This is a genomic window from Laspinema olomoucense D3b (assembly GCF_025370785.1).
In the GTDB taxonomy this organism is placed as follows: Bacteria; Cyanobacteriota; Cyanobacteriia; order Cyanobacteriales; family Laspinemataceae; genus Laspinema; species Laspinema olomoucense.
In genome coordinates this window covers 1-16314 of record NZ_JAMXFA010000040.1, presented here as the reverse complement: position 1 = coordinate 16314, position 16314 = coordinate 1, and the positions used below count along the sequence as shown (strand labels likewise).

Here is a 16314-nt window from a genome sequence, read left to right as displayed (position 1 = left end):
ACTCATCTAAAGATTAGCGATCGCCACTGTTAAGGATCCGTAAATACGGTAGTTTATAAAATTTCCCGATTTCCGACCAATAGGCGAGTTTTTTCCGGGTTCAACAGTTGAGTTTTCGGGGAAGCCACCCGTGGAGTTTTCTCCAGGCTTGGTTTAGCATTCTTAAAGCGAAGGGAGTCCGATAAACTAACCACATGGGGATAGCGATTGGGTTCGCGATTCCATCGGGGCTCGGTGGTAACCAAGTCTACTTGATTGTGGAATTGATTCAGAGTCTGGGAGGAACTGAGGGGCTCAGAAAAATCGGGCATGAATTGCCAACAATGTTGACAAAACCAATCAACCTGGCTACGGCGAATATGGCGCAAGAGTGGATAAGAGCAACAAGGACAAGAACTCATAATGTAACACCCAGTTCATGCTTTTGAGGGAAACCAACAACCGATTAAGCTAAATCCGACCCGTCTGGCGAAAAATTTCTGTAAAATGCAGAGCCTTTAGGGGCGTTCCGGGGAATGAGCTGATTCAGTCATCGACCTACACCCTAAGCAGAGATTGTGAATTACTGGTGAATTGTGAGGGATTTTTAACAAAACGCAATAAATCCCCAACCCCTTGACTGGTTTTGAACCGAACAGTGCCCTTCACAAATAATTCACTTTTTTTTTCTACTGTTTCAGAACAGGTCAACTTATAATCAATTCCACGGCAGCCCCGAATTTTACAGATTTAGGCTATTGTTGGGAGTTCAAACTTGTTCCGGGCAGACCACCCTAACGAGGAACAGTGCCCCGACACCTGGATCTCTATTCTTAGTGGGATTGACCGCAGACTAAGCCGCTCATTTATAAAAAAAACCCAACGATTAGCCATGTTACAAACCCTTAACCCCTGTGGGGCCAAGGAAAGGACGGTATTAATGTCTCCTTTAAAAAGTGTCAAAAGTGACCCGAAGGAAAGGCTACATACAGAAGTAGCCCTGGATGTTTTCAAGGCGAGGAATCCTGCTTTAGTGATTGCAGTGAAAAACTTTTTGAAGGTGTTACCCACCCCTCAAGCGATCGAAGAAGTTCTAAAAGAAGCAACTTATGAACTGGCGGAAGTTGATCCCGATGCTTGTCGGTGGCTAATTCAGAATTCATTAATCCTGATGCCGGAACTGGATTTAAGGGCGGAAGCTTGTGCTTTTGCGGTGCAGAAATTAAAAGCTAGTGGATTTGAGGAAGGTCAAGATTTTCATCAGGAATCCCGCAGGCGGTTACAGTTAAGTGAGGCGGCTAAGTCTCAGTTACAGGTGGGTAACTCGGTGTTAGAGAGTCTGATGTTAGAAGAACTGTTACAAGTGGGCTAATTGGGTGTCTTTTACCGCATTAGCCGTCCTTTCGCAAAGCCCCCAGCCTGAACGGTTATAATAAGGCAAACCCTATAACCGTTAAGAAAAATTGTCCATGATACCCGTAATTCTGGCTGGGGGGAAAGGGGAACGCTTTTGGCCCCTGAGTCGCCGATCGCGACCCAAGCAGTTTCTAAGTTTAGATGGCAGTGGCATCAGTCTACTCCAAGCCACCGCCAATCGGTTGCTGGCAGTCGCCGGAGGTTGGGAAGGATTGTGGGTTGTCACAAATGCCCAAATTGCCGATGGCATCAAGGAACAGTTACCCCAACTCCCGGAAAAAAATATCCTGATTGAACCCGAGGGACGGGATACTGCACCGGCGGTGGCATGGGCGGCGATCGAAATTGAGCGTCGGGAGGGTCCCGAGGCAGTGGTGGGGTTTTTCCCGGCGGATCACTGGATTGGTGATGAGGAGGCTTACGGAAAAACCCTAGCAGCAGCGAGTCAACTGGCAACGGAAAAACCGGCGATCGTCACCTTGGGGATTGAACCCACGGAACCCTCCACAGGTTACGGTTATATCGAACAAGCTGAGGCAGTCGCCCCTTATCAGGGATTAAATGCTTACCGGGTCAGCCGTTTTACAGAAAAACCCGATCGCGCCAAAGCCGAGGAATTTATCGCTACAGGCCGCTATACCTGGAATAGCGGAATGTTTATTTTTCGGGCTGGAGTGGTCATTGAGGAGCTAAAAACCCATGCTCCTGAGATTTTTGAACCCCTAGCCCAAAAAGGGGTAGCGGCTTATGCAGACCTGCCGAAAAAGAGTATTGATTATGCGTTAATGGAAAAAACTCAGTTAGCTTATGTGATTCCTGCTGCTTTTGGGTGGGATGATTTAGGCGACTGGAACGCCTTAGAAAGACTCCTCAAGGGCGATCGAACCAATGTGGAACTGGCAAACCATATCGGACTGGACACCCAGGGCGCAATCCTCTATGCCAGTAGCGACGATGAGCGGATTGTCACCATTGGATTAGAGGATATCGTCATTGTGCGCGATCGCAATGTCACCCTGATTGTCAAAAAAGACCGCACTCAGGATATTAAACAAGTCCTCAAACAGTTGGAAAACGACCCGCGATTTAGCTCGGAATTATAATATAGCACCCAGAGGACTGATGAGGGACCGATGAAGTCGGGAACTATATCTCATCACTGGGGAAACCGTTATATAGCGTTTCTCTTGTTGGTGAAGTACATTCACCGATCCCCCTAAATCCCCCTTGACAAGGGGGACTTTCCAGGTCCCCCCCTTGTTAAGGGGGGCTAGGGGGGATCGATATAGATGTACCTCATGGATGTGAAAATTGCTATATTTGCTCAGGGCGATCGGCCATCGGATGCATCTCAATCCACTTGAATCTCAAGGAAATATAAATCCATGACAGAAACCAAAAACCCCACCGAATTAGAACCCGTGAACGCCTCCGATAGCGGACTTCATACCGAAGAGAGATTTTGGGGAACTGCCACCGTCTTAGAAACCGGAGAACGGTATCGCATCTCCCGAGTTGAAGTCAAACCCGGACATCGGATGAAAACCCAAATCCATTATCACCGTAGTGAACATTGGATCGTTGTTTCCGGTACCGCCAAAATCATCTGTGGGGAAAAAGAATCCCTGCTGATTCAAAACCAGTCTAGCTACGTTCCGGTCTGTACCCCCCATCGCCTCGAAAATCCAGGGGTGATTCCCCTCGTCTTAATTGAAGTGCAAAATGGAGAATTTTTGGGGGACGAAGATATAATCCGTCTCGAAGAAGATGACAAAGAAGGGTAAACGAGAAAAGATCGAGACAAAGTAAGAAGAGAACGGGAAGAATTTCTGGATTCTCCGTCAAAACGGGACTATTTTTAGGAGTCTCTAACCCCTCCCCTGTGCCTTGGGGAGGGTCAGGGACGGGTCTGGTAACCTTAAACAGCGGGATACCCTCCGGTCAATTGTGTGGAATTCTTGATTTTTCCCGGTTCTTGATTCTTCTAATATACCTCTAACTGTTGAGAGTTCAAATGTGGTCAAACCTTACTCAATCTAGCGCCCGTCAACGGGAGATTTTTGAAGTCGTCCTGCGTAATGGTTGGGACTACATGAGACGGTTGTTGACGGGAGGCAAAACCGACGAACCGAAATTGCCACCACCGGCAGTATTACGGAACATATTCGTAGACCTCGGGCCAGTCTATGTGAAAGTGGGCCAACTGCTGAGTACCCGTCCGGACCTTTTACCCCAAGAATATATTGACGAACTGACGGCATTACAAGCGGAAGTGCCTCCAGTCCCCTGGGAAGATGTGGAGGTAACTATCCGCCAACAATTGCGACAACCGATTGAGGATGTTTTTGCCACCCTGAATACTGAACCTGTTGCGGCGGGTTCGATCGCCCAAACCCATCGGGCCACCCTGAAAAATGGACAGGAAGTGGCGGTTAAGGTGCAACGTCCCGGACTGGAAAAAATCATAGAACAAGATATTAGTTTGTTGACGGGATTAGCCGAATTAGTCTCGATCGCAGAGTTTGGGGACTCTTATGATTTAGTCGGTTTGGCGGAGGAATTTGGGACCGCCTTGCGTGGGGAGTTAAATTTTACAGAAGAAGGGGCGAATGGAGATAAACTGCGGCGCAATTTAGCCCAAAGTCGCTGGTTTGAACCGAAAAAAATTGCGATTCCCGAAATTTATTGGAATTTAACCACAGAAAAATTGCTGGTGATGGAGTGGGTGGATGGAGACCCAATTTTGCTGGCAAAATATGATGGAATGCCGGGGATTGATAGAGTGGCCCAACGGAAGGCGATCGCCAATTTATTGACGCGGGTATTTTTCCAACAAATTTGTTTAGATGGATTTTTCCATGCTGACCCGCATCCAGGGAATTTGTTTTATTTAAGGGATGGACGAGTTGCCTTAATTGATTGTGGGATGGTGGGACGGATGGACCCGAGAACCCAACAATTGCTCATCGAGATGTTGTTGGCAATGGTGAATTTAGACGCCCAACGATGCAGTCAACTGGCGATCGATATGGCGGGTTCGACGAGTAAGACGGTGAATATATCAAATCTGGAAAGTGATTACGATCGCCTCTTGCGCCGCTATTATAACATGAGCCTGTCTGAACTGAGTTTTAGCCAGTTGTTCTACGAAGTGCTAGAAGTCTCCCGCAACAATCGCTTGCGGATGCCTGCGAATATGGGACTTTGTGCCAAGGCGATCGCCAACCTAGAGGGAATTGCCCGTAATCTTGACCCAGAGTACAACTTTGCCGACCAAATCAAACCCTTAATGACCGATTTATTCGGACGGCAATTAATTGGGGAAGCACCATTACAGGGATTACTCAGAACTGCCCTCGATATCAAAAATCTCTCTTTGCAGTCCCCGAGACAATTTGAGGTATTACTCGATCGAGTAACCTCAGAAAGTTTAATTTGGAACGTCGCCATGAAAGACGTAGAGGCCCTACGTCGCACGTTGGATTCTGCCGCCAATAGGCTTTCTTTTAGTATATTGGTAGGTTCTCTGATTATGGGGGCAGCAGTGGTTTCTTCCCAAGCCGCAGTGAGTAATGTCTACTATTTAAGTGATATCCTGTTTGCAGCAGCGAGTTTGATTGGGTTATGGTTGATAATTAGTATCTTGCGATCGGGCAGATTGCGGTAATGGCTGCGGCAGGAGTCCGGCGGGGGTTCAAACCCTCTGATAATAGCTAAAGTAAGGTTTTAACAGACTGAAAAGCAATCAAAGGGTTTTAGTCCTTATCTTTTCTTATGGCGCTTCTCGGACTCATGGAGTGCGAGCATCTTGCTTTCTTTTGCTGATATGTTTTAGCCCGCTCAGGCGGGCTAAAATTTTCAAGCTTACCACCTTTATTGTGGTGGTTTTCGGACAATTATCCCACGGATTTTTTACCCCATTTACGCTTGGCAAAAATCAGTAGTCCAGTCGCCCCCATCATCCCCACCCATTGATGGGGTTCGGGTACTGGCACACTCATCATATCCTGCGGTTGCTGCAATTGTTCGGTTCCATCTTCGATTTCCCGATTAAAGCGATCGCTGCGGGATTCTGCCTCTTTTAACTCCCGCTTTTGCTCTTCGTTGACGAGTACGATCGCTGAGGAATAAGGGGAGACAATTTCATAGTGTTTGGCGATGGCATGAATCGCGTCTAAATCGGCTATACTTGCCGCATCCATCTGTTTAGATAAGGCCAGAATCAGTTGCCTTGCGGCTAACGGTTCTACTCCTGCTTTGTCTGGAACCGTTGCTGTGGTTAGGGTTTTCGGTAAAGTGGCGAGCGAAGCTTTCGCAGGTTTCTCTACAAACCAGCTATATCCATCGACTACACTTACCGCAGATTGGCCTAATTTGGCAGTGGTGGCGATGCGCTGTAATACCTCCTCTAGGTCCGTAGAAACGCCCCCGCCCGTGCCTTGAATTGCTTGTAAGGTTCCGTCATCATACGCCCGGGGTAATCCCCCTAAATGGACCATCCATAAGGGACGGGAAAGGGTGAGCAAATCGGGGCTATCTTTGGCTAATTCATAACTGCCGCGATCGCTAATCAAGGCGACTGCATCATAAGTCGTTTCCCCTTGCAATTCCTGGAACTGCTGCAACATTTCCCGATAGTTGAGACTCCCATAATAGTTGATTTGGGTCGGATTCAACTCACCGAGATTGTCCAGACGCAAGGGTTTCGCACCAGGTGAGGCGGTTAAATAGAGGTCCGCATCGTTGTTATCAAAACGGTTATCGGCAAATCCGTTTTGTTTTAGCCAATTTACGGTTTGGGTGACTTCTTGGGCGTGCGATCGCATACTATAAGAGCGATCGAGGATGACAGCAATCCGTTTACCTTGGGGTAAGATATAATCCTTCTCCGTTAGGGGTTTCGCGGAAATCTGGTAATCTCCCGGTAAAGTGACCTGATGTGCGGTTCCGGAAGGGGAATCAGTTGCCGGTAGAAACTCTGGCATCCAAGCATCACCGAGGCGTTTTACCCTTTCTCCGTTATACTGGCGTTGGGTTTTGCGGTTCCAAAAAACGTTACGTTTTTCCGCCAGTTGTGGCATTGCCCAACCTTGGGCACTTTGCATGACTTTATACGTTAACCAGAGGTGCTGTTTTGGCTGTTCTTGGCGGTTAGTATTGTCAAAGGAAGTGAGGCGGGCGGGGATGGGAAACACTCGCAGGCGATATTGTCGCGGTCCGACTTGTTCCAATAGCGCTGGATCAATACTGCGGCGCACTTGTTCATTATACACCTCTTGGGCTGCACCCCGGGGGGAAATTTGGAAGACGTAGCGATCGCTGCGATCGGCGGTTTCATTTAACCAGACTCCGGTTAATACCGCACTTTCGGGCAAGGAAAAATAATAGAAAACTTCCTCATCTTGAGGAGTTTGATTTTCATACACCTCATACAATTCTACATCGGCCCAATCTCCCCGTTCTGTGACGGTAATCTCCTGTTGCTTCAGCAAAACTCGTTGTTCATTAATATTCAGTAATCCCGCTTTGGCTTCTTCTCGATTAAAGGTGGATTGCGCCGCGTGTAAAATTGTTTTGGCTTCCCCTTTTTGGATGGGCATATCAAAAAATTCCGCATAAAGGGTGGCGGCTTTTTCGCGATCTTCTCGCGACCCTTGGTACAAAAAGGGTGACATTAATCCATTATACCAATTTTGCAAAACTTGCGCGGCAGATTCCTCCATTCCCAGGAGGTCCTGGTACATGAACCGGATGTGGTTATTATCTTTGTGGGTACTCAGATAGCGATATGAGAGTAAATAAGCGTTGAGCAGTCCTTGGCGAATTGAGTCAGATTTGGCTAACAATTCTTGCCGTTCTCGATCCGTTGATACTGGGTTTTCTAAACTTTTAAAAGCTTGAATTTGAGGTTGTTGCTGAAATGACAGAAATAGCACCATCCAGGCTGTCACTAAGAAGCCTGACCCAAATATTGCCCACTTTCGTCCATACTGGGTGGCAAACTGTTGGATAATTTTGTAGCCAGAATAAATGTGAAAAGTCGCTAGGGCTGATGGCATGGCAATGAATAAGGTGGCACTGAATCCCCACAAGAAAAATGAGAACGGGACCCACCAGATAACATTCCAGGAGCTATACCGGAATATATTAATGATTGCCTGTACCCAATCCAAACTGACAAGGTAGGTGGCAAAAAAGACGGTGAAAGGAACAACATAAAAGAGTAATAATGAGCCTAGATAGAGGCCCATTAATAACATTAAACTGTGAGTAGCCAGTTGTAGCCAAGCTAACTTACGATCGCGGTTGGCATAGCCATAGAATAATTCTAGGGCAAAAGCAGCCATTGCCAGCAGCGCGGTTCCGATGATCAGGTTACTGGCGGCGGTCATTTCTCGCAGCATGAATAACCGGACCAGGCACAGGGTAAATAAGGGCGCTTCGACGCCATAAAAGAGGCGAATCAGTTGTAAGGGATATTTGCGTAACTTCATCCCAATTCCCGTACAAACCGTGGGAATGGCGATCGCCCCGGTTACCGCTAGGGTAAATTCTAGGGGAATGATTCCCTCAACGGTTGCCTGAATTAAGGGGATTGCTACCCAAGGTAAGAGGCCCAAGTAAACAATGCCTAAAAAAGTGAGATTCCATAGCCAAAAAATGACAGAAAACAAACCGTGCAGCCAGACTTTCATACTGAACTCCGGAAGTCAAAGGGATAGAGGGGAACCAGAGAAGGGATCGACGTTTTGGGCGATCGCATCGCTACCGTTGAGCTTAGGGACCCGATGCCTCAACCCCTGGGAATAGAACAGTCCCAGGCGTGATTATCAGCAACGAACCCATCTCTCTTTCCCTATTGAATCCACGAAAATTCAAAACGTCAAGGCACAATCACAAGCGGTTCAAAACCCTTGGGGGTAGAAACGGGAAAACCGGCGGGTGCAACCCTGCCGGTTTTCGCAAGGGGTGCAACATCGTTAACGCACCCTTCATCCCTGATCTATCCCTACATTTTCCAGGTTGCCACGGCTAAACAGCCCCAACCGAGTAAAAAGGCTGCGCCCCCAATGGGTGTAATCGCACCTAACCACTTGATCCCCGATAAACTGAGGGTATATAAGCTACCGGAAAAGATAAAGACTCCGGCGATGAAGGCGAATCCAGCAACTCGCAGCCAGATAGAGGGGATTTCCGTCTGAGTTACCATAAGTCCCACGAACAACAGGGCCAAAGCGTGATACATTTGATACCGTGCGCCCGTCTCGAAAATTTCGATCGCCCTCTCACTGAGTTGGGGTTTCAAGGCGTGAGAGGCGAAAGCCCCGGCAGCGACGGAGAGTCCCGCCAAAATTGAGGCTGTCACCATAAAAAGTTGCGCCATCGATATCACTCCTGATTGCAGGTATTGTTGCTAAATTCCGGATGGGGTTTTATCCAAAATTAAACGAGTAGTAAATTTCACCGCGATCGCTGACTTCAAAATCAGCATCAAACTCTACGGCTTTTTCATCTAAAAATTTTCGGGCTTTTTTCACGGATAATCCGGCTTCCATTGCTAACCGCATGACCGTAATTTTGCCATCATGAGCCTGGATTACTTGATAAAAAATCGACTGAATGCGATCGCGTTCCTGTTTAACCTGCAAATGATAGCCCAACTTATTATCCCGGTACAATCCCCAAGCCATTGCCCCTCCTTGAAGGGTAAAAGGGAAGCCCAGTAAAAGAATGCAGGCTTTCAGTTCCTCTCTATCTTGGGCGGGGGTATCCGGATTGTTTAACTTTTCCGTAGCCACTCCTAAAACGGAGAGTCCCAGGAGCATAAATAATGCTGATGCTGATTTTTTAACCCGTTTCATACTTTCAATCTAATCGGTTTTATAGGTTGGTATTTTTGATAAACTATCTGTTCCCCCTTCCTTCATTCTTCCCCACTTTAAACCCGGAATTCCTCCCGGATTAAGAGATTTTCTTTAGACTTTAAATCGATAGACCACATCTCCGCGATCGCTCACCTCAAAATCTGCATTAAACTCTTTAGCTTGTTCTTCTAAATATTGCTTGGCTTGATGAGCAGAAAGCTGCGTTTCCATCGCGAAGTGCAGGGCCGTAATTTGACCATTGCGTTCCCGGATCATTTGGAAAAAGATCCCCTGGAGGCGATCGCTTTCCTCCTTATCCAAAGCCAGCTTTTTATTTTTGCCCTCACGATAGAGACCCCAGGCTAACCATCCACCCACCCCTATTGCTGGAATTCCAATCCCGAATCCTGCGATCGCTATATCTCTGCCTTCTGCTTGCTGCTTGGGATCAGTTTCCACTAACCCCGAGACAGCCATAATCAGACAAAAAAATCCAAAAGCCAGTAACAAACCCGCCGCCACCGTTTTAATCGGTTTCATAAACTCCACAGGACTTTGTAAAATTTCCCGAAATTCTAGCCTACTGTCTTGACCCTTGTCATCTGGTGGCTGGGAGGGATTTTTCCTCAGTTAGCGCCGAATTGCTTCCAAAAGGCGAGAATAATAAAACCGAGTGCTGGTCATTTCTTGGCGAGCGATCGCAAAGCCATTTTTAGCCAAAATCGCGACAATATCTGCCTCTCGATGTTGGTAAGCCCGAGTAGTTTTACTCGGACCTGGGAATAATTCCCCAACCTTTTTCAATGCACTGAGGGCAACAGTTTTCGGGGCGAAACTCAGAATCACCCGTTCCTGCGCTAAAGAACACAGATGGCCGATCATCTCTGCCGCCTTATCCTGGGGATAATGAATCAGCACATCCAGACAAATCACCGTATGATAGCGCCCACTTAAAGATTCTAAATCCTGGGCTGCAAAAGAAATCGTATTGCTAGGACCGAACAGCGTCTTAGCCCGTTGGTATGCTTCAGCCACCATTTTTTCAGAAATATCGCTGCCATAAACCATTGCACCGGCTTGTCCCAAAGGAATGCTCAGACTACCGACGCCGCAACCGGCATCACAAATTGATAACCCCTGCAAATTGCCATCGGCTTGTAGCCACGCCAGGACGCGATCGACCGTTTGCTGATGTCCTTTGCGGATATCTAACTGAACTTTATTGACCTCTTCCGTGCCGTAAATTCTGCGCCAGCGATCGAACCCGGTGGCATTAAAATACTCCCTGACTACGGTTTTATCATCTACTGCGTTCATTGCGCTGCCTGTTGCTGTGTTGTGTCCAGCCTCTTAACTTACCACATTCTTTCAAATGAAAAAGTAGGCAATTCCCTACCTTTTCCCGTTTCCGATGCAGGGGATCAAGCAGGGGACAAACTGGGCATGATTGCTTCTGCCGTCGCCAGATTCGTTGCCAGGGGGGTTTGTTGGAGGTTGCAAATTCGCAGGAGTGCTTGAATATCCGGTTCGTGGGGTTGAGCAAACAGGGGATCAATCAGGAAAATTACGGCTGTAACCCCCCCGGCGACGACTTGGGCAGCAATTTGAGAATCTCCCCCCATCGGTCCGGATTGCATGAGTTGGACTTCGAGTCCCGTGGCTTGATTAATTCGGGCCCCCGTGGTTCCGGTGGCAATCAGATGATAGTGGGACAGGATAGCTGAATGCTTTTGAGCAAAGGCGACCATTTCATCTTTTTTGCGATCGTGGGCGATTAAGGCAATGATTGAGGACATGAGATTAAATCCAGTTGGCGCTTTGAAGTTGCCCCAGAGCGAGTCTGTACCGCTAGTCCAGGGGTCCCAGTCGCTCCCAGGTTAACAAATTTTCTGATTCATCGAGATGCCAGCGCAGTAGAGAAGCCGGTTGACCAATGTTTAACTGGGGTAAGCCGATCGCCCATCGCGGGGATTTCGTTGCCAAGGCGATCGCATCTCCCACTTCACAGAGTCCCCACTTAACTAAATTCTGCACCCCAGTAAGTAGCGGCAAGGTGGTTCCGGCGAGGGTGCCATCTTCTAAGCGGGCGGTCCCATTGATCACTTCGATTTGGCGACTATCCCAGGGATATTTCCCATCGGGGAGTCCCAAGGGAGAGAGCGCATCACTGACGAGAAAGATGCCCTTGTAGTAGTGGCTGGCGCGCAGCAGCAACTCAATGGTAATCGGAGAAATGTGTTCGCCATCGGCAATTAAGCCACATTTGACCTCCGGATGGACGATCGCCGCCCCTAATAAACCCGGTTGCCGGTGATGAATCGGCGGCATGGCATTAAACGCATGAGTCACCATCCTCGCACCGCGATTAAAGGCGGCGGTAGCTTGTTCAGCGGTGGCAAGGGAGTGACCCAAACTAATGGTAATTCCCAGGGAGTGGAGATAGTCTAGGGTTTCACCACTGGGGTCTAATTCTGGTGCCAGGGTGATAATTTTGACCAGTTGGGCATAGTCTCCTAAAACGCGCTTGACATTTTCTAGCGTGAGGGGGAGGAGATATTCCCCAGGATGCGCGCCGCGTTTATCTGGATTGAGGAAGGGGCCTTCTAAGTGGACGCCGCCAATTTTAGCTGTTCGTTGATTGTCGGGACAGGAATATTCAGGATTGTTGATAAATGAGGACAAGGTAGCGAGCGATCGCTGAATATTTTCTACCGAAGTAGTGACGAGGGTGGGTAGAAAAACATCTACCCCTTCCTGCCAGAGAAATTGACAAATGTCCTGGAGTTTATCAAAATCCGCCAATTCTAGATCGGGAAAGGCGAGTCCTAAAGCGCCATTAATTTGGAGATCGACCCCGCCCAAGGAAACCCAGTCCCCTTCTACATCGAGTAAGGCGATGTGCTGTAAATTTTCCACAGAGGGAAGGGGGGGCTTCTCAGTTTTCATGGGTTGAATCACCGCGATCGCACCCTGTTGATCAATTCGCAGCCAGTGCAGGTCCTCATAACCGGGTAGTTGAGCATTGATAATATCCAAGTTGGTGCAACCCGAGATGGGTAGAAGAGTACGGAGGCGTGATAGTGGAGTCATCGAGGTTGTTATCAAACAAAAAGGTCAGTAGGAATCTAAAAGAGATTAGGAGCGTTTAGCCCAGGGATTTGGGAGGTAAATTTTTAGGGAGGAATGAGGGTTTTTCTGATTTACAGTCTTTTTTGAGGGGTGAATTCGGGTTAATTGACCCTCGCAACTTGAGGCTCGGTTCCCGAGGGTTCGCCCTCCCAGAAGGCGCTTCATCTGAAATCTCCCACATTACCTTAATTTTTAACTTTTAAATTTAAAATTTAAACCTTCAAATTTAACGTTTTCCCTATAAAATTTTAAATTTCCAATCTAAAATATCAAAACATCCCATGAGTCAACCCCAAATCGGCATTATTATGGGCAGCGATTCGGATCTGCCGACGATGAAAGAGGCGATCGCCATCTGTGAGGAATTTCAGGTTCCCGTAGAAGTGGCGATCGTCTCCGCCCATCGTACCCCGGAACGGATGGTGCAGTATGCGTCCCAGGCGCATCATCGCGGACTGAAAGTGATTATTGCTGGTGCAGGAGGGGCCGCCCATCTTCCGGGAATGGTGGCGGCACTGACCCCTTTACCCGTGATTGGGGTTCCAGTATCAACTCGGCACCTTCAGGGTGTGGACTCTCTTTACTCTATTGTACAAATGCCCGGAGGAATTCCCGTGGCAACCGTGGCGATCGGGAATGCCAAAAATGCTGGATTGTTAGCGGTGCAAATTTTAGCTACCCATCAGCCGCACTTGCTTGATCTCGTGCAACAGTACCGACAAAGCCTCAACGACTCGGTGATGGAAAAGCAGGGACGTTTAGAGCAATTGGGTTATCAAGAATACTTAACGCAGATGCCCTGATTTCCAGAGGGGCCTAGGGCTGCCGACCCTTGGAAATCGAGAGGTTTGAGGCATCAAAAGCAGCCCGTTGGGGACAATGCCCGAAATTTTTCTCTCCGGCAATGGAAACAAGCGCCTCAAGAAATGTAAAGTCTGATACAGAATCAATTTCCTAGAATTGGTGCAATCATTGTGACTCGGAGCATGGAGATCCGTCGGCTTTTTCCGAAAATAGGGGCGGTTGCGTCAGGTTCCGGCGCTCATCCGAGGTCCCTGTAGCCTAAGTCATGTTAGAAAATCGCCAGATCCGAAGTCTGGAACTTGCAAATCGGGGACAACCTACGACCAATCAGACGTAGGCGACTGCCCCAGCTTTCCAGTTCAAAAGCACCCACTTGCTCTTTGCAATTCCCTGTGCTTAACCCATTCACCGCAAAGTCCGACAATGACCTTTAAACTAAACTTCAGCCAGAACTCAAAACCCAAATATCGTAGGCGGCGGTCTTCCCTTCGGAATGCCCCTCAACGCCCGGAGAACTCGATTTTTGAAAAATTGTCCTCTGCTATTGGCAGACTCTCCCCCTCCTGGAAAGCGTGCATTCCTTTAGCCAGCATCATTTTGCTGCTATCGGCTTATTCTGCGGTGGCCCAAGCTCCTCCAGCGGCCCTACCGGAAACCTTAACGGACACCGAAGAACTCCGCATCGCTCTGGATACCATGTGGGTGGTCATCGCCTCCATCTTGGTCATCTTTATGAACGCCGGGTTCGGGATGTTAGAAACAGGCTTTTGCCGTCAAAAAAATGCGGTCAACATCCTCTCCAAAAACCTGATCGTATTCGCCCTAGCCACGGTAGCATTCTGGGCGATCGGATTTGGCTTGATGTTTGGGGATGGTAACCCCTTCATCGGCTTTAGCGGATTTTTCCTTGCCGGACCAGACAACAGTCCCGCGATGGGAGAAGCTTACGCGGGAGTGTTCGATTCTCTAAACTGGACCGGAGTCCCCCTCGCGGCCAAGTTTTTATTCCAAGTCGCCTTTGCCGGTACGGCAGCCACCATTGTTTCGGGTGCTGTTGCTGAACGGATTAAGTTTGTGGACTTTTTAATCTTCAGTCTCTTACTGGTGGGAATTGCCTATCCCCTGACCGGACATTGGGTCTGGGGTGGGGGCTGGCTTTCGACTTTAGGCTTTATAGACTTTGCAGGCTGCACCGCAGTTCACTCCGTGGGGGGTTGGGCTGCCCTGATGGGGGCTGCTTTCGTAGGGCCACGTCTCGGGAAATATCAAGATGGACGTCCCGTGGCATTACCGGGACATAACATGAGTATCGCCACCTTGGGATGCTTGATCCTGTGGGTCTGCTGGTTTGGCTTTAACCCGGGTTCGACGATGGCAGCTAACCACACCATCGCCCACATTGCTGTAGTCACTAACATTGGCGCTGCGATGGGTGGCATTTCTGCGACCATCGTGGCTTGGATGTACCTAGGCAAACCTGACCTCTCTATGATTATCAACGGTATTCTCGCCGGACTGGTGGCGGTTACTGCCGGTTGTAATGGGTTCACCGTATTTGGCGCTGCCATTATCGGGACCATCGGTGGCATTTTGGTGGTGTTCGCTGTCACCTTCTTTGACAATATCCACATTGATGACCCCGTAGGGGCGACCTCAGTTCACCTCGTCAATGGAATCTGGGGAACCTTAGCCGTCGGTCTGTTTAATGTAGAAAAGGGTTTATTCTATACAGGGAGTCTGACCCAACTGGGAGTCCAATTCCTTGGGGTGGTCTCCGTTGGCGGGATGACGGTCCTGCTGAGCACTATTTTCTGGCTCGTGCTTAAATCTTTACTGGGTATCCGAGTCACCGAGGACGAAGAGTTGAAAGGCTTAGATATTGCCGAACATGGGATGGAAGCTTACAGTGGCTTCCTCAAGGATAATCGCGGGATGGCAGGCGGAGGTCCCTAGGTTAGTAGTGCAGTTTGCTCCCTCAAATTTTTATCATTCGCTATATTTGCGGTCTTAGGAGGATTTTTAATACACTGGAAGTATCTCCTGACCGCATTTTTTTTGCCCGCAGGTGCGACGAGTAGGGATAAGCTTCCGGGCAAGGTCCGCTTGAAGGTGCAGAGTAGGTCGGGAATTTATTGTTGCGTAGCGATCGACGGCATTGCGTTTAAATTTGCGTTCAAACCCGGTTCTGTCTAAACTCGCGGTCATATCCTGGTCAACGATACCACCCTGGGCGTTGTTATCCCTGGCCACGAATGGGATCTTGTTGCTCACGGTCATTTTACTGATTGTCCGCGCTGAAAGTTCCTCCTCCGATCTGCAAAATTTATCGGAATTACAGGGGAATGGTTCGAGTGCCATTGAGAATGCCTCGGGTTCAGAAAACCCAGGCATGGAGCCTGAGTTAGGTCCACGTCATCAGTGGAATTATGAGCAATGGTTGGCTCAGTTACAGCGGGAGGCGGAGGCGATCGCCGCTAATCCCCCGGAACGCCTCGGGGTTCTTGCTGGAGATTCCATTAGTCTGTGGTTCCCCCCAGAACTGTTGCCTCCCCAACGCACTTGGCTCAATCAAGGGATTTCTGGAGAAGTCTCCTCAGGGTTGTTGAAACGGTTATCGCTATTTGACAAGAGCAACCCCGAGGTGATTTTTGTGATGATTGGCATTAATGACCTGATTCGCGGCATTTCACCGTCCGAGGTTGTCGAAAATCAACGGGCGATTATTCAAGATCTGATCTGGGTTCATCCCGACTCCCGGATCGTTCTGCAATCGATTTTACCTCACAGTGGGTCCGGTTCCAGTTGGGAAGGACGCGATCGCCTCCTCCAAATCCCTAACGATCGCATCCGCGACATCAATCGCCAACTCGCCGCGATCGCCTCCGAGGAAGGGGTCGAGTTCTTGGACCTCTACCCCCTCTTCGCCGACTCTCAAGGCAATCTCCGCCTCGATTTAACCACCGACGGGTTACATCTCAATGACCAAGGTTACTTAGTCTGGCGAACCGCGTTGATGGTGTTCGATCCGATTTGAGGATGGGGGAATGGGGAGGATGGGGAGGATGGGGAGGATGGGGAGGATGGGGAGGATGGGGAGGATGGGGAGGATGGGGAGGATGGG

Annotated in this window: 15 protein-coding genes; 7 read left to right on the top strand and 8 right to left on the bottom strand. The window is 48.9% G+C overall.

Annotated features, from left to right (window positions below; translation table 11 throughout):
* Window positions 1-53 precede the first annotated feature (53 nt).
* The gene (locus tag NG792_RS23175) at window positions 54-311 is read right to left on the bottom strand and encodes a hypothetical protein (RefSeq protein WP_261201071.1); all 258 of its coding nucleotides are present in this window, start codon (window positions 309-311) and stop codon (window positions 54-56) included.
* Between the two features lie 608 nt (window positions 312-919).
* Between NG792_RS23175 and NG792_RS23170 the strand changes: the two genes are divergently transcribed.
* From NG792_RS23170 to NG792_RS23155, 4 genes are all read left to right on the top strand, one after another.
* On the top strand, window positions 920-1351 hold the full coding sequence (locus tag NG792_RS23170) for a hypothetical protein (protein WP_261236955.1): 432 nt from the start codon (window positions 920-922) through the stop codon (window positions 1349-1351).
* 97 nt (window positions 1352-1448) lie between these two features.
* The gene (locus tag NG792_RS23165; protein ID WP_261236954.1) at window positions 1449-2498 is read left to right on the top strand and encodes a mannose-1-phosphate guanylyltransferase; all 1050 of its coding nucleotides are present in this window, start codon (window positions 1449-1451) and stop codon (window positions 2496-2498) included.
* Between the two features lie 282 nt (window positions 2499-2780).
* The gene (locus NG792_RS23160) at window positions 2781-3179 is read left to right on the top strand and encodes a cupin domain-containing protein (RefSeq protein WP_261201074.1); all 399 of its coding nucleotides are present in this window, start codon (window positions 2781-2783) and stop codon (window positions 3177-3179) included.
* A gap of 230 nt (window positions 3180-3409) precedes the next feature.
* Complete coding sequence (locus NG792_RS23155) at window positions 3410-5062, top strand: ABC1 kinase family protein (RefSeq protein WP_261236953.1); 1653 nt, start codon at window positions 3410-3412, stop codon at window positions 5060-5062.
* A 229-nt stretch (window positions 5063-5291) separates the two neighbouring features.
* On the opposite strand, the gene NG792_RS23150 is transcribed toward NG792_RS23155, so the two are convergent.
* From NG792_RS23150 to nagA, 7 genes are all read right to left on the bottom strand, one after another.
* Window positions 5292-8090 (bottom strand): TIGR02921 family PEP-CTERM protein, encoded by a 2799-nt coding sequence (locus tag NG792_RS23150; protein WP_261236952.1) that lies wholly within the window; start codon window positions 8088-8090, stop codon window positions 5292-5294.
* Between the two features lie 314 nt (window positions 8091-8404).
* Window positions 8405-8779 carry a DUF423 domain-containing protein gene (locus NG792_RS23145; protein ID WP_261201077.1) on the bottom strand — a complete coding sequence of 125 codons (375 nt, stop codon included), beginning with the start codon at window positions 8777-8779 and terminating at the stop codon, window positions 8405-8407.
* 49 nt (window positions 8780-8828) lie between these two features.
* Window positions 8829-9257, bottom strand: coding sequence for a hypothetical protein (locus NG792_RS23140; RefSeq protein WP_261201078.1), 429 nt, complete (start codon window positions 9255-9257; stop codon window positions 8829-8831).
* Between the two features lie 114 nt (window positions 9258-9371).
* Window positions 9372-9800, bottom strand: a complete 429-nt coding sequence (locus NG792_RS23135; protein WP_261236951.1) for a hypothetical protein — start codon at window positions 9798-9800, stop codon at window positions 9372-9374.
* A gap of 90 nt (window positions 9801-9890) precedes the next feature.
* On the bottom strand, window positions 9891-10577 hold the full coding sequence (bchM, locus tag NG792_RS23130) for a magnesium protoporphyrin IX methyltransferase (RefSeq protein WP_261201080.1): 687 nt from the start codon (window positions 10575-10577) through the stop codon (window positions 9891-9893).
* Window positions 10578-10681: 104 nt separating this feature from the next.
* A complete protein-coding gene (gene mgsA, locus NG792_RS23125) occupies window positions 10682-11056 on the bottom strand; it encodes a methylglyoxal synthase (RefSeq protein ID WP_261236950.1) in 375 nt (124 codons plus the stop codon).
* A 52-nt stretch (window positions 11057-11108) separates the two neighbouring features.
* Window positions 11109-12350, bottom strand: a complete 1242-nt coding sequence (gene nagA, locus NG792_RS23120) for an N-acetylglucosamine-6-phosphate deacetylase (protein ID WP_261236949.1) — start codon at window positions 12348-12350, stop codon at window positions 11109-11111.
* 320 nt (window positions 12351-12670) lie between these two features.
* Between nagA and purE the strand changes: the two genes are divergently transcribed.
* The 3 genes from purE to NG792_RS23105 all read left to right on the top strand — a co-directional run bounded on the left by purE (window position 12671) and on the right by NG792_RS23105 (window position 16227).
* Window positions 12671-13192 carry a 5-(carboxyamino)imidazole ribonucleotide mutase gene (purE, locus tag NG792_RS23115; protein ID WP_261236948.1) on the top strand — a complete coding sequence of 174 codons (522 nt, stop codon included), beginning with the start codon at window positions 12671-12673 and terminating at the stop codon, window positions 13190-13192.
* A 424-nt stretch (window positions 13193-13616) separates the two neighbouring features.
* Entirely contained in the window at window positions 13617-15146 is a 1530-nt protein-coding gene (locus NG792_RS23110; protein ID WP_261236947.1) for an ammonium transporter, read from the top strand.
* 280 nt (window positions 15147-15426) lie between these two features.
* Complete coding sequence (locus tag NG792_RS23105; protein WP_435387607.1) at window positions 15427-16227, top strand: SGNH/GDSL hydrolase family protein; 801 nt, start codon at window positions 15427-15429, stop codon at window positions 16225-16227.
* The last annotated feature ends 87 nt before the right edge of the window (window positions 16228-16314 follow it).

Coding starts and splice junctions, on each gene's coding strand:
- NG792_RS23140 (WP_261201078.1), bottom strand. CDS start 9,257: ATGAAACGGGTTAAAAAATCAGCATCAGCATTATTTATGCTCCTGGGA.
- NG792_RS23135 (WP_261236951.1), bottom strand. CDS start 9,800: ATGAAACCGATTAAAACGGTGGCGGCGGGTTTGTTACTGGCTTTTGGA.
- NG792_RS23165 (WP_261236954.1), top strand. CDS start 1,449: ATGATACCCGTAATTCTGGCTGGGGGGAAAGGGGAACGCTTTTGGCCC.
- nagA (WP_261236949.1), bottom strand. CDS start 12,350: ATGACTCCACTATCACGCCTCCGTACTCTTCTACCCATCTCGGGTTGC.
- NG792_RS23150 (WP_261236952.1), bottom strand. CDS start 8,090: ATGAAAGTCTGGCTGCACGGTTTGTTTTCTGTCATTTTTTGGCTATGG.
- NG792_RS23145 (WP_261201077.1), bottom strand. CDS start 8,779: ATGGCGCAACTTTTTATGGTGACAGCCTCAATTTTGGCGGGACTCTCC.
- NG792_RS23110 (WP_261236947.1), top strand. CDS start 13,617: ATGACCTTTAAACTAAACTTCAGCCAGAACTCAAAACCCAAATATCGT.
- NG792_RS23175 (WP_261201071.1), bottom strand. CDS start 311: ATGCCCGATTTTTCTGAGCCCCTCAGTTCCTCCCAGACTCTGAATCAA.
- purE (WP_261236948.1), top strand. CDS start 12,671: ATGAGTCAACCCCAAATCGGCATTATTATGGGCAGCGATTCGGATCTG.
- NG792_RS23155 (WP_261236953.1), top strand. CDS start 3,410: ATGTGGTCAAACCTTACTCAATCTAGCGCCCGTCAACGGGAGATTTTT.
- bchM (WP_261201080.1), bottom strand. CDS start 10,577: ATGAACGCAGTAGATGATAAAACCGTAGTCAGGGAGTATTTTAATGCC.
- NG792_RS23170 (WP_261236955.1), top strand. CDS start 920: ATGTCTCCTTTAAAAAGTGTCAAAAGTGACCCGAAGGAAAGGCTACAT.
- mgsA (WP_261236950.1), bottom strand. CDS start 11,056: ATGTCCTCAATCATTGCCTTAATCGCCCACGATCGCAAAAAAGATGAA.
- NG792_RS23160 (WP_261201074.1), top strand. CDS start 2,781: ATGACAGAAACCAAAAACCCCACCGAATTAGAACCCGTGAACGCCTCC.